11 protein-coding genes and 2 riboswitches are annotated in these 18,566 nt (G+C 73.4%); of the genes, 4 read left to right on the top strand and 7 right to left on the bottom strand.

Annotated features, from left to right (window positions below):
* Nucleotides 1-143: 143 nt before the first annotated feature.
* The 7 genes from H4F90_RS05075 to H4F90_RS05045 all read right to left on the bottom strand — a co-directional run bounded on the left by H4F90_RS05075 (nucleotide 144) and on the right by H4F90_RS05045 (nucleotide 11,855).
* Nucleotides 144-1,517 carry a TldD/PmbA family protein gene (locus H4F90_RS05075; RefSeq protein ID WP_182662072.1) on the bottom strand — a complete coding sequence of 458 codons (1,374 nt, stop codon included), beginning with the start codon at nucleotides 1,515-1,517 and terminating at the stop codon, nucleotides 144-146.
* Complete coding sequence (locus H4F90_RS05070) at nucleotides 1,514-2,980, bottom strand: TldD/PmbA family protein (RefSeq protein WP_182662070.1); 1,467 nt, start codon at nucleotides 2,978-2,980, stop codon at nucleotides 1,514-1,516. Before H4F90_RS05070 ends, H4F90_RS05075 begins: the two co-directional genes overlap by 4 nt.
* Nucleotides 2,981-3,154: 174 nt before the next feature.
* Nucleotides 3,155-4,687 (bottom strand): L-serine ammonia-lyase, encoded by a 1,533-nt coding sequence (locus H4F90_RS05065; RefSeq protein ID WP_182662068.1) that lies wholly within the window; start codon nucleotides 4,685-4,687, stop codon nucleotides 3,155-3,157.
* 84 nt (nucleotides 4,688-4,771) lie between these two features.
* Complete coding sequence (gene gcvP, locus H4F90_RS05060; protein WP_182662066.1) at nucleotides 4,772-7,675, bottom strand: aminomethyl-transferring glycine dehydrogenase; 2,904 nt, start codon at nucleotides 7,673-7,675, stop codon at nucleotides 4,772-4,774.
* A 112-nt stretch (nucleotides 7,676-7,787) separates the two neighbouring features.
* Nucleotides 7,788-8,159, bottom strand: a complete 372-nt coding sequence (gene gcvH / locus H4F90_RS05055) for a glycine cleavage system protein GcvH (RefSeq protein WP_182662064.1) — start codon at nucleotides 8,157-8,159, stop codon at nucleotides 7,788-7,790.
* Nucleotides 8,160-8,237: 78 nt separating this feature from the next.
* Entirely contained in the window at nucleotides 8,238-9,440 is a 1,203-nt protein-coding gene (gene gcvT / locus H4F90_RS05050; protein WP_182662062.1) for a glycine cleavage system aminomethyltransferase GcvT, read from the bottom strand.
* Between the two features lie 85 nt (nucleotides 9,441-9,525).
* Nucleotides 9,526-9,644: riboswitch (glycine riboswitch) on the bottom strand.
* A gap of 30 nt (nucleotides 9,645-9,674) precedes the next feature.
* Nucleotides 9,675-9,778, bottom strand: a riboswitch (glycine riboswitch).
* A gap of 115 nt (nucleotides 9,779-9,893) precedes the next feature.
* Nucleotides 9,894-11,855, bottom strand: coding sequence for an ABC-F family ATP-binding cassette domain-containing protein (locus tag H4F90_RS05045; RefSeq protein WP_182662060.1), 1,962 nt, complete (start codon nucleotides 11,853-11,855; stop codon nucleotides 9,894-9,896).
* Between the two features lie 214 nt (nucleotides 11,856-12,069).
* Here H4F90_RS05045 and H4F90_RS05040 point away from each other — a divergent pair, with 214 nt between their 5' ends.
* The 4 genes from H4F90_RS05040 (at nucleotide 12,070) to H4F90_RS05025 (ending at nucleotide 18,546) form a co-directional block, all read left to right on the top strand.
* Nucleotides 12,070-12,528 (top strand): hypothetical protein, encoded by a 459-nt coding sequence (locus H4F90_RS05040; protein WP_182662058.1) that lies wholly within the window; start codon nucleotides 12,070-12,072, stop codon nucleotides 12,526-12,528.
* 173 nt (nucleotides 12,529-12,701) lie between these two features.
* Nucleotides 12,702-14,129 (top strand): TolC family protein, encoded by a 1,428-nt coding sequence (locus H4F90_RS05035; RefSeq protein WP_235971956.1) that lies wholly within the window; start codon nucleotides 12,702-12,704, stop codon nucleotides 14,127-14,129.
* Nucleotides 14,130-14,176: 47 nt separating this feature from the next.
* Nucleotides 14,177-15,409: an efflux RND transporter periplasmic adaptor subunit gene (locus H4F90_RS05030; RefSeq protein WP_182662056.1), complete on the top strand. Its 1,233-nt coding sequence runs from the start codon at nucleotides 14,177-14,179 to the stop codon at nucleotides 15,407-15,409.
* Nucleotides 15,406-18,546, top strand: coding sequence for an efflux RND transporter permease subunit (locus tag H4F90_RS05025; protein ID WP_182662054.1), 3,141 nt, complete (start codon nucleotides 15,406-15,408; stop codon nucleotides 18,544-18,546). Before H4F90_RS05030 ends, H4F90_RS05025 begins: the two co-directional genes overlap by 4 nt.
* Nucleotides 18,547-18,566: the final 20 nt, after the last annotated feature.

Below are 18,566 nucleotides of genomic sequence, written 5' to 3'. Positions count from 1 at the left end.
GCAGTTCACGCGCCCGCGAAGTGTTCTCCCCCAGGCCCGCAGCGAAGGCCGAAAAGAAGCCGGCCCAAGCCCGTCTGTTCAGACGATGCCCCGGGCCGCGGCACCGGTCCGGCGGGCCGCAGCGCGGCCCCGCCATCGAGCGCTCAGAGCGTCAGCCGGAAGCCTTCCACCAGTGCGCCCGGCGTGGTGATCGAGGCCAGCATGCGGCCGCCGTAGGTGTCGTTGTGCGGCACCAGCTCGGCCCGGTCGGTCAGCGCGATCAGGCCTTCGCCGAAGAGGCGCGGCACCTCGTCGTCGAAGCGCATCACCGGCAGCGGGGCCACCAGCCGGCCGTCTTCCACCCAGAAGCTGGCGAAGCGGGTCATGCCGGTCAGGCGGCAGGCCTGGCGGTCGCTGTAGTTCAGGTACCAGAGGTTGCTGATGTAGAGGCCGGTGCCCAGGGCCTGCAGGGCTTCGGCCTCGGGCAGCTCGCCGGGCGCCAGGTGCAGGGCTTCGGGAAATTCCTCGGCGCGTGCGCCATTGGGCGGCAGGCCGTATTCACGGGCCGAGCGCGGGGCGTTGAGCGTGCCGCCCTCGGCCGGCACGCGGCCGGCGACGATCAGCGGCACCCGCGTCGGGCGGGTGAAGCCTTCGGCGGTGAAGCCCGGGGCGATGCCGGCGGCGAAGTCCTCGCTCAGGTGGATGCGCGCATCCAGGGCCTGCTCGCCCGCGGCCAGCCGGCCCAGCGGCGACACGCCCGTGCGCCGGGCCTTCAGGCCGAAGCCCATCCAGCCCAGGGTGCCGAGGATCTCGACCATGGCCGCCGGGCTGAGCAGGGCGCGGTAGCGACCGGGTTGCAGCGGGCGCGGCGCGCGGGCCAGCAGGGGCAGGCGCTCGCGGGTCTGCTGCACGCGGGCGGCGAAATCGGCCTCTTGCCAGCGGGTGCCGGCCAGTTCCTGCTTCACGGCCTTGTCGCCGTGGTGAACGCCGCACCAGCTGTAGAGAAAGCTTTCGCTGCGGTGCCAGTGGCGCGAGCCCAGGCTGTCGGCCTGCGCGCGCAGCACCGGGCCGCCGGCATAGAAGCCGACGAAGTCCAGGCCCCGGGCATGGCGGGTGGTCTGCTCGATCACCGCCTCGGCCGTGGGCAGGGCGCCGCGGTCGTCGCGGCGGCTCTGCGCGACCTGGTCGGGCAGGGCCAGCCAGGGGTCCTCGGGCACATGGTCCAGGTCGGCGAGCAGGGCATCGCGCTCGGCGCGCAGCAGGGCCAGGTCGCGGTCCAAGTCGCCGCTGAGCGTGGTGCTGGCCTGGGCGCGGCGCTGGCCGCGCACCACGCTGACGGTGGCCTCGGCCTGCACCACGGCCGTGGCCTGGCGCAGCGCGGCGCGGTTGAAGCGCAGGAAGTCGCTGGCCTCGGCCTCCAGGCTCAGGCCGATGCGCTCGCAGCCGGCCGGGGTGGCGCCGCACAGGCCCTCGGCCAGGGCCTGGAAGCCGGCTTCGTCGATCAGGCCGGCGGGGTTCGGCAGGGTGGGAGCGCTCATCGGGCGGCCCCGAACACGTCGACACCGCGGAACAGGCAGGCCGGCGCGGCGTGGCCGACGCGGATCACCTGGGCCGGCTCGCCCTTGCCGCAGTAGGGCGTGCCCATCACCTCGAAGGTGCTGGCATCGCCCACCATCGCCAGCGAGCGCCAGAAGGTCGCGCTGATGCCGCGGTAGTTGGGCGTGCGCACCACCTCGGCCAGTCGGCCGTGGCGGATCACCTGGCCGTGCTCGCAGCCGAACTGGAACTTGTTGCGCGAGTCGTCGATGCTCCACGAGCAGTTGGTGCGCATCAGCACGCCGTGCTCGGTGGCGGCAATCATCTCGTCCAGCGTGCTGCTGCCGGGCTCCACGTTGAGGTTGCTCATGCGGTCGATGGGCGCGCGGTTCCAGCTGCAGGCGCGGGCCGTGGCCACGCCGTCCAGCGGCAGGCCGGCGGCACGCGCGCGGGCCTGGCTGAGGTGGCCGCCGAGCGGGCGTTTGAGGAGGCCGGCCTCGATGATCATCTCCCGCGTCGCGGGGCTGCCTTCGTCGTCGTGGCCGAAGCTGGCGAACTCGAAGGCCTGGGTCGGGTCGTGGCTGACGTTGAGCAGCTCGCTGCCATAGCGGTAGTGGCCGAACATGTCCGGCGTCACGAAGCTGGTGCCGGCGAAGTTGCGCTCGTCGCCCAGGATCCGGTCCAGCTCCAGCGGGTGGCCGATGGACTCGTGGATCTGCAACATCATCTGGTCGGGCATCAGCAGCAGGTCCATGGTGCCGCTGGGGCAGGACGGGGCCAGGGCCAGCTCCACCGCCTCGCGGGCCACGCGGGCGGCCTCATGGTCCAGGCCGGCGCGGTCCAGCACCTCCAGGCCGCCCTGCTGGCACCAGCCGTTGTACTGGCCGGCCTGGGTGCGCACCTGGGTCACGCCGCCGGCATGGGCGGTGACGCTCAGCGAGGGGGTCAGGAAGCTCCAGCGCTGCGCGATGCGGGTGCCGGCGCTGTCGAGCTGCAGCTGCTCGGTCTCCACGCTCCACAGGCTGGCGGCGCGGTCGACGACCCGCGCGTCGACCTGCGCGGCGGCGCTCCAGCCGCGCAGCCAGTCCAGCTTCTGGCCGAGGCTGGCGCTGGCGATGGGCTTCTGCACCGCGCTGGCGTAGCGGCCGGCCGCGCGTGGCGGGGTGTAGCTGCCGAAGTCGAACACCGCCCGGCCGGCCCCCGCACGGGCCAGGGCATGGGCGCGCCGGAAGGCGGCGGCCAGGCCGGCCTCCGAGGTGTCGGCCGTGGCCGCGAAGCCCTGGCCGCCGTCGATCACGCTGAGCATCACGCCGGCATCGCGGCTGCGCTGCGGCGCCTCGGCCACGTCCTGGCGCAGGGCCAGCTTCTCGGAGCGCTCCACCACGCCGCGCAGCGACCAGTGGGCGGTGGACGAGGGCAGCACCGCCGCCGCACGCGGCGCAAGCGCTTCAAGGGTGTCGAGCATGGCGGCCGGCGGCCCCGCTTGCGCGGACCGCGATCGTTCGAAGGGGGCAGGGCGCCCGGCCGGCCGCAGGGGCGCGGAGGGCGGCTCATCGGGGTCGGCGCCGCATCGCCGACCGGGGCCGCGTCATGACAGGACGCGACCTCCAAAGCAGTGTAGCCAGCGGGGGCCCGCCCCTCAGCAGGCCACGATATGCACCGCCAACCCGCCCAGCGAGGTTTCCTTGTAGCGGGTCTGCATGTCGGCGCCGGTCTCGCGCATGGTACGGATGACCTGGTCCAGGCTGACGTGGTGGCGGCCGTCGCCGCGCAGGGCCATGCGGGCGGCGTTCAGGGCCTTGACGGAGGCGATGGCGTTGCGCTCGATGCAGGGGATCTGCACCAGGCCGCCGACCGGGTCGCAGGTCAGGCCGAGGTGGTGCTCCATGCCGATCTCGGCGGCGTTCTCCACCTGCTCCGGCGTGCCGCCCAGGGCGGCGCACAGGCCGGCCGCGGCCATCGAGCAGGCCACACCCACCTCGCCCTGGCAGCCCACCTCGGCGCCGCTGATCGAGGCATTGCGCTTGTAGAGCCCGCCAATCGCGCCGGCCGTCAGCAGGTAGTCGATCAGGGCGCGGCGGCGCGCGGCCTCGTCCGCATGCGGCACGAAGCGCGCCAGGTAGTGGCCCACCGCCGGCACGATGCCGGCGGCGCCGTTGGTGGGCGCGGTCACCACCCGGCCGCCGGCGGCGTTCTCCTCGTTGACGGCCAGGGCCCAGAGGTTGACCCAGTCCAGCAGCTGCAGCGGGTCGTCGGCGCGGGTCCAGTGGGCGGGGCGGTTGGCGGGGGCGGTGGTCCCCGGTTCGAACTCGCCTTCGGGCCGGCCCTGCAGGGCGGCGGCAGCCTGCGGATCCAGCGCGCGGAACAGCCTGGCCGCGCGCCGCGGCACGCGGAAGCCGCCGGGCAGCTCGCCCTCGCGTCGCAGGCCGCGGGCCACGCAGGCCGCCATGGCGTTCCACAGCCGCAGCAGGCGCTGGTCGATCTCGGCGTCCAGGGCGGCGTCCTCGGCGCGGGCCCAGCGTGCGGCCTCGGGGCCCTGGCGCAGCCAGGCGCGCTCGTTCGCGCGCTGCTGCGCGGCCATGCCGCCGCCGTGGGCCGCGCAGCAGGCCAGCAGTTCGGCGGCATCGCGCCAGGGGCGGGGCAGGGCGGGGCCGGGTGCCGGGGCCTCGAAGGCGGCGGCATCGCGCGCCGCGGCCTCGGCCTCGTCGACGACGAAGCCGCCGCCGACCGAGTAGGCCGCCCACGAGGCGAGGCTGCGGCCGTCGGCCGCGAAGGCCTCGAAGCGCAGGCCGTTGAGATGGTGGGGCAGCGGCCGCTCGCCGGCCCAGCGCAGGTCCTGCGCCTCGTCGAAGGCGATGGCGTGCCGCCCGCCCAGCAGGCCGATGCGGCCTTCGGCCCGCAGGGCGGCCAGCCGCGCCGGCACACCGTCCACGTCCACGCCCTCCGGCGTCTCGCCGGCCAGGCCCAGCAGCACCGCGCCGTCGCTGCCGTGGCCGCGGCCGGTCAGGGCCAGCGCGCCATGCAGGGTGACGACGATGCGGGCGGTGGCGTCCAGCCGGCCCGCGTCCGCCAGCCGCTCGGTGAAGCGCCGCGCGGCCACCATCGGCCCCACGGTGTGTGAGCTGGAGGGGCCGAGGCCGATCTTGAAGAGGTCGAAGACGGAGAGGCTCATGGCGCGGGGCGGGGCGGACCGGAGCGGCCTGCCGGCCGCGCCCCGATCATGCCCCGCCCCGGCTGCCCCCGGGGGGCAGAGGCCTCAGGCCGCGTAGCTCTCCACCGGCGCGCAGGTGCAGAACAGGTTGCGGTCGCCGTGGACGTTGTCCACCCGGCCGACCGGCGACCAGTACTTGCTGCCGCCGCGCAGGCTGTCCAGCGGCCAGGCCGCGGCGCTGCGCGGGTAGGCGTGCGGCCAGGTGTCGGCACCGATCACCTCGGCGGTGTGCGGTGCGTGCTTGAGCGGGTTGTCGTCGCGGCCCCAGGCGCCGGCCTCGACCATGGCGATCTCGCGGCGGATGGCGAGCATGGCCTCGATGAAGCGGTCCAGCTCGGCCTTGGGTTCGCTCTCGGTGGGCTCGACCATCAGCGTGCCGGCCACCGGGAAGCTCAGCGTCGGCGCGTGGAAGCCGTAGTCGATCAGGCGCTTGGCCACGTCCTCGGCGGTCACGCCGGTGGCGTCCTTGATCGCGCGCAGGTCCAGGATGCATTCGTGCGCCACGCCGCCGCCGGCCAGGTCGGCCCCGCCGGTGTAGAGCACGGGGAAGGCGTCCTTCAGCCGGGCCGCGATGTAGTTGGCCGAGAGGATGGCCGTCTCGGTGGCGCGGGTCAGGCCCTCGCCGCCCATCATGCGGATGTACATCCAGGTGATGGGCAGCACGGCGGCGTTGCCCAGCGGGGCGGCCGACACGGCGCCCACCTCCTCGCCGTGCACCGCCTCGTCCGCGCCCTTGGGCAGGAAGGGCACCAGGTCCTCGGCCACGCAGACCGGGCCGACGCCGGGGCCGCCGCCGCCGTGCGGGATGCAGAAGGTCTTGTGCAGGTTCAGGTGGCTGACGTCCCCGCCGAAGGCGCCCGGCGCGGCCAGGCCGACCAGGGCATTCATGTTGGCCCCGTCCACGTAGACCCGGCCGCCGTGCTGGTGCACCAGGGCGCAGAGGTCCTTCACGCCTTCCTCGAACACGCCGTGGGTGGAGGGGTAGGTGATCATGATCGCGGCCAGCTTCGCGCTGTGCTGCTCGACCTTGGCGCGCAGGTCCGCGAGGTCGACGTTGCCCTGCGCGTCGCAGGCCACCACCACCACCTTCATGCCGACCATCTGGGCCGAGGCCGGGTTGGTGCCGTGGGCCGAGGCGGGGATCAGGCAGATGTCGCGGTGGCCTTCGCCGCGCGCGCGCTGCCAGCCGCGGATGGCCAGCAGGCCGGCGTATTCGCCCTGCGAGCCGGCGTTGGGCTGCAGGCTGATGCCGGCGTAGCCGGTGATCTCGCTCAGCCAGCTGCGGATCTGCGCGTCCAGCTCGGCGTAGCCGGCGCGCTGCTCGGCCGGGGCGTAGGGGTGGATCTGCGCGAACTCGGGCCAGGTGATGGGGATCATCTCGCTGGTTGCGTTGAGCTTCATCGTGCAGGAGCCCAGCGGGATCATGGTGCGGTCGAGCGCGAGGTCCTTGTCCGAGAGCTTGCGGAGGTAGCGCAGCATGGCCGTCTCGCTGTGGTGCTGCTCGAAGACCGGGTGCGTCAGGTAGGCGCTGCGGCGCTGCAGGGCGGCCGGGATGCGCGGGGCCACGCCCTTCTCGAAGACGTCGAAGTCGGGCCGGCTGGCGCCGCGGGCGAAGACGGTCCACAGCGCGTCCAGGTCGGCGCGGGTGGTGGTCTCGTCCAGGCTCACGCCCAGGCGGGCGGCGTCGACCCGGCGCAGGTTCATGCCCAGCTCGACGGCATGCGCCAGCAGGGCTTCGGTCTGGGCGCCGGTCTGCACGGTGAGGGTGTCGAAGGCGGTGTCGTGCGCCAGCGTCCAGCCGAGCTGCTCGATGCCCTCGGCCAGGGCGGCGGCGTAGCTGCTCACGCGCTCGGCGATGCGGCGCAGGCCGGCCGCGCCGTGGTAGACGGCGTACATGCTGGCCACCACGGCCGGCAGCACCTGGGCCGTGCAGATGTTGGAGGTGGCCTTCTCGCGGCGGATGTGCTGCTCGCGGGTCTGCAGGGCCAGGCGCAGGGCCGGCTTGCCGTGGGCATCGACGCTCATGCCCACCAGGCGGCCGGGCATGGAGCGCTGGTGCGCCTCGCGGCAGGCCAGGTAGGCGGCATGCGGGCCGCCGTTGCCCATGGGCATGCCGAAGCGCTGGGTGTTGCCCACCGCCACGTCCGCGCCCAGCTCGCCGGGCGGCACCAGCAGGGTCAGGGCCAGCAGGTCGGCGGCCACGATGGCCTGGCCGCCCTGGGCCTTCACGGCGGCGATGGGGCCGCGCAGGTCGCGCACCGCGCCTTCGGCGCCGGGGTACTGGAACAGCGCGCCGAAGCAGGGCGTGCCCGCCAGCACCTCGCCCGCCGCCTCGGCCGGGCCCACCACCACCTGCAGGCCCAGCGGCTCGGCGCGGGTGCGGATCACGGCCAGGGTCTGCGGCAGCACGTCGTCGGCGACGAAGAAGGCGGTGGCCTTGCTGCGGCCCACGCGCAGCGCCAGCGTCATCGCCTCGGCGGCGGCGGTGGCCTCGTCGAGCATCGAGGCATTGGCCACCGGCAGACCCGTCAGGTCGACGACCATGGTCTGGAAGTTCAGCAGCGCTTCGAGCCGGCCCTGGGAGATCTCGGCCTGGTAGGGTGTGTAGGCCGTGTACCAGGCGGGGTTCTCCAGGATGTTGCGCAGGATGACGCCCGGCGTCTGCGTGCCGTGGTAGCCCTGGCCGATGAAGCTCTTGAGCACGCGGTTCTTGCGCGCCAGGGCCTTCAGCTCGGCCAGCGCGGCGGCCTCGCCGACCGGCGCCGGCAGGTCCATCGCGCCGCGGCGGATGGCCGCCGGCACGATGGCCTCGATCAGCGCGGCGCGGCTGGCGGCGCCGACGGCCCCCAGCATCGCGGCCTCGTCCTCGGGCCCGGGGCCGATGTGGCGGGCGCCGAATTCACGCTCGGTCTCGAGCTGGGCCAGGGGAGGGAAGGACGGCATCAGCATGGCGGTCTCCTGCGGAAGGCGGGGAGGGGGATCGACAGATCTCGGAGAAGGGGGCGGGCGCCGCGGGGGCGCCGGCGACGGGGTGGCAGGCCCGTCGCCCGGGACGGGCGGCTTACTTCGCGGTCAGGGCGTCGTAGGCGGTGGCGTCCAGCAGGCCGTCGAGCTGGGCGGCGTCGTCCAGCTTGAGCTTGAAGAACCAGCCCGCGCCCAGCGGGTCGCTGTTGGCCAGGGCGGGGTCGGCGCGCAGGGCCTCGTTGACCTCGGTGACGGTGCCGCTGACCGGCATGTACAGGTCGGCGGCGGCCTTGACCGACTCGACCACGCCGGCGACGGCGCCCTGGGCATGGTGCGAGCCGACCTCGGGCAGGTCGACATAGACGACATCGCCCAGCGCATCCTGCGCGTGGACGGTGATGCCGACGGTGGCGGTGTTCGCGTCGGTGGGCTCGATCCACTCGTGTTCGGCGGTGAACTTGCGGCTCATGGTGGGGGTTCCTGAGGAAGGGAAGGGTTCGGAAAGACGGGGCGATCTGTCGGACGCCATGCGACCGCGGCCAGGCGGTCAGACCCGACGATAACGGTGCGGCACGAAGGGCAGGGGGCTGACCGTCACCGGCACGCCACGGCCGCGCACCTGCGCGAAGAGCGCCGTGCCCTCGGCGGCCGCCGCGGCCTCGACATAGGCCATCGCGATCGGCTGGGCCACGCCCGGGCTGAGCGTGCCGCTGCAGACGCGGCCGACCGGGCGGCCGGCGGCATCGTGCAGCGCGGCGCCGTCGCGCACCGGCACGCGCTCCTGCGCCATCAGGCCGATGCGGCGGCGCGCCGGGCCCTCGCGCAGCTGGGCCTCGACCACGGCGGCGCCGGGGTAGCCGCCGGCCCGCGCGCCGCCGGCACGGCGGACCTTGGGGATGGACCAGGCCAGGCCGGCCTCGATCGGGGTGATGGAAGTGTCCAGCTCATGCCCGTGCAGGCAGAGGCCGGCTTCCAGGCGCAGGGTGTCGCGCGCGCCCAGGCCGGCGGGCTTGACGGCGGCATCGGCCAGCAGGGCCTCGGCCAGGGCCACGGCCTGGCCGGCCGGCACGGAGATCTCGACCCCGTCCTCGCCGGTGTAGCCCGAGCGCACCACCCAGCAGGCCGCGCCGGCCAGTTCCACCACCGCGCCTTCCATGAAGCGCAGGGCGTTCAGCGTGTCGGCCGCGCCGGGCGCGACGCGGGCCAGCGCCGCCACCGCCTCCGGGCCCTGCAGGGCCAGCAGGGCGCGGTCCTGCAGGCGGGTGGCGGTGATGCCGGCCGGCAGGCCGGCCTGCAGCAGGGCCAGGTCGGTGTCGGCATTGGCGGCATTGACCACCAGGAAGACCGGGCCCAGCACACCGCCCAGCGCGCCTTCGGGCGGACGGGCGATCATCAGGTCGTCGACCACGCCGGCCTCGGCGGTGGTGAACTGGCTGTAGCGCTGCTTGCCGACCGGCAGGCCCAGCACATCGGCCGGGACCAGGGTTTCCAGCGCCGCGGCCACGGCCTCGAAGCCCGGGCCGTCCAGCCGCACCTGGCCCATGTGCGAGACGTCGAAGAGCGCGGCCGCGGCCCGCGCATGGCGGTGCTCGGCGACCTGGCCTTCGGGGTAGCTGACCGGCAGGGCCCAGCCGGCGAAGGGCACGATCTTGCCGCCCAGGCGCTGGTGCAGCGCATGCAGCGGCGTGCGCTGCGGTTCGGCGGCGGGCGTGGGGGCGGGGGCTTGGGCGGGGTCGAAGGCAGCGGTCATGGACGGACGGAGGCGACGGGGCGGGCCGCTCCCTCGGGGGGAACGACGATGACGGTTGACCCGCCGCTCGCACGGTGGGTCGGTCACTGCCCTCGCTGTCCATGGACCTGAGAGATTGGCAACCGGCGCTTGCGCCCCGGCCGCTTGCCCCTTCGGTGGGCCGCCGGCATCGGGATGCCGCGACCGCTCTCCAGTGAGGTTCTCGCCTCCCCCGGGGGTGTCGGACCCCGAGGGACGCGTTTGCCAGTCCTTGGGCCTGAGCGTTTAGCGCATGCGCGCGGCGCCTTCGGCGGCGTCCTCGGGTGCGGGCCCGGGACGCTCTCTCCTGACCCGGCCAGTGTAGGCCGGCAGGGACGGGTTAACGCGGGGTGTCGAAAAATTCCTACAGCAAATCAAAAGGGCAAATATGTTGTGATTTGCCGCTTTGAGGGAAGGGCCTGCTGCGTCCGCCCCTCAGGCCGCGGCCGCCTCGGCCGTGGCCTGGTCGATGGCTTCGCCCAGCTCCAGCCAGCGGCCTTCCAGGGTCTCGATCTCCTCGCCCAGGGCTTTGAGCTGGCGGCCCAGCTCGGCGCGGCGGGCGCCGTCCAGCGTCGGGTCGCCGAGGCCGGCGCTGGCGGCCTCCTGCTCGGCCTGGGCGGCGGCCAGTCGGGCTTCCACCTGGGCCAGTTCCTTCTTCATCGGCTTGAGCTGCTCCTGCAGCTTCTGCCGGGCCTGGGCCTGGGCACGGCGGTCCTCGCGGCGGGTGGCTCCCGGCGCTTCGACCGTGCCCCCGGCCGCGGGCGCGATGGCCGCCGTGGCGGCCGCGCGGCTGCGCTCGCGGCTTTGCTCCAGCAGCCAGCGCTGGTAGTCGTCGAGGTCGCCGTCGAAGTCGCGCACCGTGCCGTCGGCCACCAGCCAGAAGCCGTCGCAGACCTCGCGCAGCAGTGCGCGGTCGTGGCTGACCAGCATCACCGTGCCCTCGAAGCTGTTGAGGGCCATCGACAGGGCCTCGCGCGTCGTGAGGTCCAGGTGGTTGGTCGGCTCGTCGAGCAGCAGCAGGTTGGGCTTCTGCCAGACGATCATGGCCAGCACCAGCCGCGCCTTCTCGCCGCCGCTGAGGCTGCCGACCGGCTGCTGCACCATGTCGCCGACGAAGCGGAACTGGCCGAGGAAGTCGCGCAGCTCCTGCTCGCGCGCCTGGGGCGAGACCTGCTTGGCCAGGCGGACCATGTGCTCCAGCGGCCCGCTCTCCGGGTGCAGCACGTCCATCTCCTGCTGCGCGAAGTAGCCGATCGCCAGGCCCTTGCCCTGGGTGACCGTGCCGCCCAGCGCACCCAGCGTGCCGGCCAGGGTCTTGACCACGGTGGACTTGCCCTGGCCGTTGGCGCCCAGGATGCCGATGCGCTGGCCCGGCTGCACCGAGCGCGTGATGCCGTGGACGATAGGCTTGTCCCTGCCCTCGTCCAGCCGGTAGCCGCACGCCATCTCGCGCATCACCAGCATGGGGTTGGGCAGCTGGCCGGGCTCGCGGAAGCTGAAGGCGAAGTCGGCCTGGCTGAGCACCGGGCCGATGCGCTCCATGCGCTCCAGCGCCTTCACCCGGCTCTGAGCCTGCTTGGACTTGGTGGCCTTGGCCTTGAAGCGGTCGATGAAGCGCTGCAGGTGGGCGATCTGGTCCTGCTGCCGGCTGAAGGCCGCGGCCTGCTGGCTCAGGCGCTCGGCGCGCATGGCCTCGAAGCCGCTGTAGTTCGCGCCGTAGCGGGTGAGCTTGGCGTCCTCCAGGTGCACGGTCACGCGGGTGATGGCGTCGAGGAATTCACGGTCGTGGCTGATCACCAGCAGCGTGCCCTCGTAGCGTTGCAGCCAGGCTTCCAGCCAGACGAGCGCGTCCAGGTCCAGGTGGTTGGTCGGCTCGTCGAGCAGCAGCAGGTCGCTGGGGCACATCAGCGCGCGGGCCAGCTGCAGGCGCATGCGCCAGCCGCCGGAGAAGCTGTTGACCGGCGCGTCGAGCTGCTCGCCGCGGAAGCCCAGGCCCAGCAGCAAGGCCTGGGCGCGGGGGCGGGCGTCGAAGGCGCCGGCCTCGGCCAGGCCGGCATGGCCCTCGGCGATGGCATGGCCGTCCTGCGCCACCTCGGCCGCGGCCAGGCGGGCCTGGGCCTCCATCAGCCGGGTGTCGCCCTGCAGCACGAAGGCCGTTGCGCCTTCGGCCGTCTCGGGCATCTCCTGCGCGACCTCGGCCACCCGCCAGCGTGGCGGCAGGCTGAAGTCGCCGGCATCGGCCTGCAGCCGGCCCGTCAGCAGCGCGAACAGGCTGGACTTGCCCGCCCCGTTGCGCCCGACCAGGCTGACCTTCTCGCCCGCATGCAGGGTCAGGTCGGCATGGTCGAGGACGAGCTTGACGCCGCGGCGCAGGCTGAGTTGGCTCAGGACGATCATGGGGCGGAACGACTCCGGGCAAAGCCGCGATTGTCCGCCGCCCCGGCCCCGGCCCGCGCGCCGGCCAGCAGCCCGCGCCGCATTCCGCCGAGCCGGGCTTTCTTGTCCCCAAGCTGACGGACTTGGCCTGCGATGTGCTAGGGTTTACCCGCTCGGTGTGAACCTTGGCCCCGGCCGAGAGTCCGCCGCCCCCATCGACCCTGCCCCAGCCGCCGTGCCCTGTCCCCGTTCCGGTCCCGCCCTGCCCAGCCTGCTGCGCCGCATCCCCGGCCGGGCCGCGGCATGGGGCCCGGGATGGCAGGCCCTGCTGCTGGGCAGCTTGCTGGCCCTGAGCCTGCTGGCTGCGCTGCTGCCGATGGCCGCGGAGCCCGGGCGGGCGGTCGGGCCGGCCCTGGAGGGTCTGGCCTGGGGGGAGGTCGAGGTCGAGCGCACGGACCCGGTGCTGCAGGCCCTGCTGCCCGCTGCGCCCGAACTGGAGCGGCCGGTCCGCGAGACCGGCCCCGGCAACACGCTCTCCCTCGGCACCAGCCCGAGCGACCTGCCCGATCCGAGCCCGGCCCCCGCGCCGGGCCTGCTGCCCACTGCGCTGCCGGCCCATGTGCTGTGTGCAGCCGCCTGCCCGCACGCCCACCAGGCCCCGCAGCAGCCTCCGCTGCGTCCGCCGACGGCCTGAAGCCGGCCGCCCACGAGGCGGCCCCCGAACGCCCGCGCCCGTGAGGGTGCCTCGCGGTTCCGACAGGGCCCAGTGCCCTCCTGCTTTCTTGTCCTCCACCCGACCTGTGCGGGCGCCTGGCCGTGGCCAGCGTCCGCGCGGGGAGGGGATTTCGACCTGTCTCAATGCCCGCCATGACTGCTTCCCGCTGCGGCCCCCGCCGTGGTCTGCCTCCCGCCCTGCCCTGGGGCATGCTGCTCGGTCTGGGGCTGCTGGCCGCCCCGGCCTGGGCCGCGGCGCCCCCGATGCCCGGGGCCGGCGAGGCGCCGCCCCGCGCTGCCGCGCATCCGGCCGCCCAGCCGCGCCCCGATCCCCAGGCAGCCGACGCGGCCGGCGCCCTGCCGCTGGCCACCTTGATCGCGATGGCGCTCGACGGCCATCCGGCCCTCGCCGCCGAACGTGCCCGGGAGCAGGTGGCCCAGGCCGCCATCCGAAGCGCCAAGGCCCGGCCCAACCCGGAGCTGGAGTGGCTGGTCGGTCGCCAGGGGGCCCGCCTGCCCGGCGTGGCCGAGGGGCCGACCCACAGCCTCGGGCTCACCCAGCGGCTGGAGCTGCCCTCGCTGCGGCGTGCCCGCCTGGACGCGGCCGAGGCTTCGGCACGCGGGGTGCGCGCCTCGGTCGGCGCCTTCCAGCACGCGCTGGTGGCGGGCGTCAAGCGCGGCTACCTGGGCGTGCTCCGCGCCCAGGCCGAGCTGCGCAATGTGCAGGAGGATGCAAAGGTCACCGAGCAGATCCACGCCCGGGTGAAGGTGCGCGTCGAGACGGGCGAGGCGCCGCGTTTCGAGCTGCTGCGCGCCGAGGCCGAGCGCCTGAACGCGCAGCGCGCGGTGCAGACCGCGCAGCAGCGGGTCGGCCAGGCCCTGGCCGAGCTGCGCCAGGCCGTCGGCCCGGCCCTGCCGCCCGACGCCCGGGTGGCCGGCAGCCTGGAGGACCCGGTGCCGCCGGCCGAGTCGCTGGACGCGCTGCGCAGCCGCCTGCTGGAGCGCCATCCCGAGCTGGTCGCGGTGCGCTCGGAGCTGCGTGCGGCCGAGGCGCGCGTGCGTGTCGAGCAGGCCCAGGCCGAGCCGAGCTGGTCCCTGCGCCTGGGCGCCGACCGCAACCCTGACCTGACCAACCGCCGCATCGGCGTCAGCGTCACCGTGCCCCTGCTCGACCGCCGCGAAGGCCCGATCGCCGAGGCCCGTGCCACCGTGCTGCGCCTGCAGAGCCTGCTGGCCGACCGCGAGCACCAGCTCGGCCAGGCCCTGGCCATCGCCGGCCAGCAGCTGCAGATCGCCATGGACCAGGTGGCGGCCTACGAGGGCGGCATCGTCCGCCAGGCCGAGTCCGCCATGCGCGTGGCCGAGGCCGCCTACCGCTACGGCGAGCGCGGGATCCTGGACTCCCTCGACGCGCAGCGCGTCTGGCGGGCCGCCCGCAACGAGCTGAACGTCGCCCGCTTCGAGCTGCGTGCCGCCCAGGTCGAGATCGAGCGCCTGCGCGCCGAAGCCGGCCTGGACGAGCTGACGGCCGTCCCGGCCCCGGGCCCCACCGCCGCCCTGGGCGCCGGAGGCCAGCCGTGAGCCGCCGCCCGCCCCCTTCCCCGCATGCCCTGCCTTCCGAATCCGCCATGAATCCTTCGTCCCTGTCCCCGTCCCGCCGGCTGCCTGCGGCCGGCCGCCGACACGCCACCCCCGCCCTGCTGCTGGCCGCGCTGCTGGCGGCCTGCAGCGGCCAGGATGCCGCCGCGCCTGCGGCCGGCGCCTCCGCCCCGAAGGCGGCGTCCGCCGCTGCGCCGGCCGCCGATCCGCTGCGCGTCGTCGCCCCGGCCTCGCTGCTGGACCGGCTCGTCCTGGTCGAGGCCGGTCTGAAGCCGATCGCCGAGCCGCTGGCCGTGACCGCCCGCATCGATTTCAACGAACAGTCCGTCGCCCGCATCGGCGCCAGCGTGACCGGCCGCGTGACCGAGATGCAGGCCCTGCCCGGCCAGGCCGTCCGCGCCGGCCAGGTGCTGGCCCAGCTGCACAGCACCGAGCTGGGGGGCGCCCAGCTGGCCTACCTGAAGGCCAATGCCCAGCGCGAGCTGGCTGCCAAGGCGGTGGAGCGTGCCCACCTGCTGCTGGCCGCCGACGTGATCGGCAGCGCCGAACTCCAGCGCCGCGAGAACGAGCTGGGCGTGGCCGAGGCCGAGCGCCGTGCCGCCGCCGACCAGCTGCGTGTGATGGGCGTGTCGGCCGCCAGCCTGGCCGAGACGACGCGCAGCGGCGCGATCACCTCCACCTCGACCGTGGTCAGCACGGTCAGCGGTGTGGTGGTCGAGCGCAAGATCGCCAGGGGCCAGGTCGTGCAGCCGGCCGATGTGCTCTACACCGTGGCCGATCTCTCGCGCGTCTGGGTGCTGGCCCAGGTGCCCGAGGCCGACATCGCCCGCGTGCGGCCCGGCCAGAAGGTCCACATCGAGCTGGCCTCGTCCGACATCGCGCCGGTGCAGGGTGAGCTGAGCTGGGTGGCCGACACCGTCAACCCCGAGACCCGCACGGTCACCGTCCGCAGCGAGATCGCGAACCCGCAGCGCCTGCTCAAGCCGGCCATGCTGGCCCGCATGGTCATCGACCCGCTGCCGGCCGAACGCCTGGTCGTGCCGGCCTCGGCCGTGGTTCGCGAGGACAACCAGGACCATGTCTTCGTGCAGGTCGGTGCGCCCGCCGAGCGCGTGTTCCGCCTGACCAAGGTCAAGCTGGGCCTGCGGGTCAATGGCTCGCAGGTCGTCGACGACGGCCTGCAGCCCGGCATGGTGGTCGTCACCGACGGCGCCTTCCACCTGAACAACGAGCGCAAGCGCGCCGAGATGGAGGGTTCATGATCGAGTCGCTGATCCGCGGGTCGCTCGCGCAGCGGCTCATCATCGTCGTGCTCGCGCTGGTGTTGATGGCCTTCGGCCTCGACGCCACCCGCAAGCTCTCGCTCGATGCCTTCCCGGACGTCACCAACGTCCAGGTCCAGATCGCCACCGAGGCGCCGGGTCGCTCGCCCGAGGAGGTCGAGCGCTTCGCCACCGTGCCGATCGAGATGGCCATGACCGGCCTGCCGGGCATGGTCGAGCTGCGCTCGCTGAACAAGCCGGGCCTGTCGCTGATCACCCTGGTGTTTACCGACGCGACCGATGTGTACTTCGCGCGCCAGCTCGTGATGGAGCGGCTGATCGAGATCGCCGGTCGCATGCCGCCCGGCATCACGCCGGTGCTCGGTCCGGTCTCCACCGGCCTGGGCGAGGTCTACCAGTACACGCTGGAGCGCCCGGACGACGGCTCGCGCGCCCTGACCGAGGCGGAGCTGACCGAGCGCCGCACCGCGCAGGACTGGGTGGTGCGGCCGCTGCTGCGCTCGATCCCCGGCATTGCCGAGATCAACTCCCAGGGCGGCTACGAGAAGCAGTACCAGGTGCTGGTTGCACCCGACAAGCTGCGCTATCACGGCCTGACCATCCAGCAGGTCTTCCAGGCCCTGGCGAGCAACAACGCCAACTCGGGCGGCGGCGTGCTGCCGCACTATGCGGAGCAGTACCTGATCCGCGGTGTCGGCCTGGTGCAGTCGCTCGACGACATCGGCGCCATCGTGCTGAAGTCCGTCGCCGGCACCCCGGTGCATGTGCGTGACGTGGCCGAGGTCAAGGTCGGCAGCGCGGTGCGGGTGGGCTCGGTCGTCAAGAACGGCGTGACCGAATCGGTCGGCGGCGTCGTGATGATGATGCGCGGCGGCAATGCCAAGGAGGTGGTGTCGCGGATCAAGGCCCGGGTGGCCGAGATCAATGAACGCGGCATGCTGCCCGGCGGCCTGCAGATCGTGCCCTACTACGACCGCTCCGAGCTGGTCGACGCGGCCGTGGCTACCGTGGTCAAGGTGCTTCTCGAAGGCGTGGTGCTGGTCGTCGTCGTGCTGCTGCTCTTCCTGGGCGACATCCGCAGCTCGCTGATCGTGGTGGCCACCCTGGTGCTCACGCCGCTGCTGACCTTCATGGCCATGAACCACTTCGGCATCTCGGCCAACCTGATGTCGCTGGGCGGTCTGGCCATCGCCATCGGCCTGATGGTCGACGGCTCGGTGGTGGTGGTGGAGAACGCCTTCGCCCACCTGGCGCGCAGCCAGGGGCCGGGCCACGCCGGCGAGCCGCGCATCCGGGTGATCTTCAACGCGGTCAAGGAAGTCGCCACGCCGGTGATCTTCGGCGTCGGCGTGATCATCCTGGTCTTCCTGCCGCTGATGACGCTGGAGGGCATGGAGGGCAAGATGTTCGCGCCCCTGGCCTTCACCATCGCCCTGGCGCTGTTCTTCTCGCTGGTGCTCTCGCTCACGCTCTCGCCGGTGCTGTCGTCCTACCTGCTCAAGGTCAAGCCGCTGCATCACGAGGGCCCCGAGACCGGCGACGAGCACGACACCTGGCTGATCCGCAAGATGAAGGCGCCCTACCTGAAGCTGCTGCACCGGGCGATTGCCAACGCGCGGGGCACGGTGATGGTCGCGGTGCTGCTGCTGGGCACCACCGGCGCGCTGATTCCCTTCCTGGGCAGTGCCTTCATCCCCGAGATGAAGGAAGGCTCGCTGGTGCCGGGCATCAATCGCGTGCCGAACATCTCGCTGGAGGAATCCATCCGCATGGAGATGGAGGCCATGAAGCTGGTGATGGAGGTGCCCGGCGTGCGCTCGGCCGTCTCGGGTGTCGGCCGCGGGGAATCCCCGGCCGACCCGCAGGCGCAGAACGAGTCGACGCCCATCGTCTCGCTCAAGCCGCGCGACGAGTGGCCCGAGGGCTGGACCCAGGACACCATCGCCGACAAGATCCGCGAGAAGCTGGCCGTGCTGCCCGGCGTGCAGATCGTCATGGCCCAGCCGATCTCGGACCGGGTCGACGAGATGGTGACCGGCGTGCGCGCCGACATCGCGGTGAAGATCTTCGGTGACGACCTGGCCACCCTCAAGACCAAGGCCGACGAGATCGCCAAGGTCGCACAGGGTATCCGCGGCGCGCAGGACCTGCGGGTCGAGCGCATCACCGGCCAGCAGTACCTGCAGATCGTCATCGACCGCCCGGCCATCGCCCGCCTCGGCCTGAACGCGAGCGATGTGCACGACGTGATCGAGATGGCCATCGGCGGTAAGGAGGCCACCGAGATCTACGAAGGCGAGCGCCGCTTCAGCGCCATCGTGCGCCTGCCGGAATCGGCGCGCGGCAACCTGGAGGCGATCCGCAACCTGGTCGTCAGCGCGCCGGGCGGCGCGCAGGTGCCGCTGTCGACGATCGCCCGCATCGAGGTGCTCGACGGCCCGGCGCAGATCAGCCGCGAGCTGGCCAAGCGCCGTGTCGTGGTGGGCATCAATGTGGCCGACCGCGACCTCGGCGGCTTCGTCGCCGAGCTGCAGCAGGCGGTGCAGCAGCAGGTCAAGCTGCCCGAGGGCTACTACCTCGAGTGGGGCGGCCAGTTCCAGAACATGGAGCGCGCGCTGGGCCACCTGTCCATCATCGTGCCCATCACGGTGGCGGCGATCTTCTTCCTGCTCTTCCTGCTGTTCCGTTCGGTGAAGATGGCGTCGCTGATCATCCTGGTGCTGCCTTTCGCCTCGATGGGCGGGGTGATCGGGCTCTTCGTGACGGGCGAGTACCTCTCGGTGCCGGCCTCGGTGGGCTTCATCGCGCTGTGGGGCATCGCCGTGCTGAACGGTGTCGTGCTGGTCAGCTACATCCGTGGCCTGCGCGAGCAGGGCCGCAGCGTGGCCGAAGCCGTCGTCGAGGGTGCGCGCCTGCGCTTCCGCCCGGTGATGATGACCGCCACCGTCGCGCTGCTGGGCCTGATCCCCTTCCTGTTCGCGACCGGTCCGGGCTCGGAAGTCCAGCGCCCGCTGGCCATCGTCGTGATCGGTGGCCTGATCACCTCCACCCTGCTGACCCTGGTCATGCTGCCCACCGTCTACCGCTGGTTCGACGACCAGCGCCACACCGCCTGAGCGGCCGGAGAACCCCAACG

It is taken from the genome of Aquariibacter albus (assembly GCF_014145335.1).
In the GTDB taxonomy this organism is placed as follows: domain Bacteria; phylum Pseudomonadota; class Gammaproteobacteria; order Burkholderiales; family Burkholderiaceae_C; genus Aquariibacter; species Aquariibacter albus.
This window is presented reverse-complemented; position numbering and strand designations above follow the sequence as displayed.

What these genes read in the sequence shown, in the direction of transcription:
- H4F90_RS05030 (WP_182662056.1), top strand. Translation starts at nt 14,177, where the DNA reads ATGAATCCTTCGTCCCTGTCCCCGTCCCGCCGGCTGCCTGCGGCCGGC.
- H4F90_RS05075 (WP_182662072.1), bottom strand. Translation starts at nt 1,517, where the DNA reads ATGAGCGCTCCCACCCTGCCGAACCCCGCCGGCCTGATCGACGAAGCC.
- H4F90_RS05025 (WP_182662054.1), top strand. Translation starts at nt 15,406, where the DNA reads ATGATCGAGTCGCTGATCCGCGGGTCGCTCGCGCAGCGGCTCATCATC.
- H4F90_RS05045 (WP_182662060.1), bottom strand. Translation starts at nt 11,855, where the DNA reads ATGATCGTCCTGAGCCAACTCAGCCTGCGCCGCGGCGTCAAGCTCGTC.
- gcvT (WP_182662062.1), bottom strand. Translation starts at nt 9,440, where the DNA reads ATGACCGCTGCCTTCGACCCCGCCCAAGCCCCCGCCCCCACGCCCGCC.
- H4F90_RS05070 (WP_182662070.1), bottom strand. Translation starts at nt 2,980, where the DNA reads ATGCTCGACACCCTTGAAGCGCTTGCGCCGCGTGCGGCGGCGGTGCTG.
- gcvH (WP_182662064.1), bottom strand. Translation starts at nt 8,159, where the DNA reads ATGAGCCGCAAGTTCACCGCCGAACACGAGTGGATCGAGCCCACCGAC.
- H4F90_RS05035 (WP_235971956.1), top strand. Translation starts at nt 12,702, where the DNA reads ATGACTGCTTCCCGCTGCGGCCCCCGCCGTGGTCTGCCTCCCGCCCTG.
- gcvP (WP_182662066.1), bottom strand. Translation starts at nt 7,675, where the DNA reads ATGCTGATGCCGTCCTTCCCTCCCCTGGCCCAGCTCGAGACCGAGCGT.
- H4F90_RS05065 (WP_182662068.1), bottom strand. Translation starts at nt 4,687, where the DNA reads ATGAGCCTCTCCGTCTTCGACCTCTTCAAGATCGGCCTCGGCCCCTCC.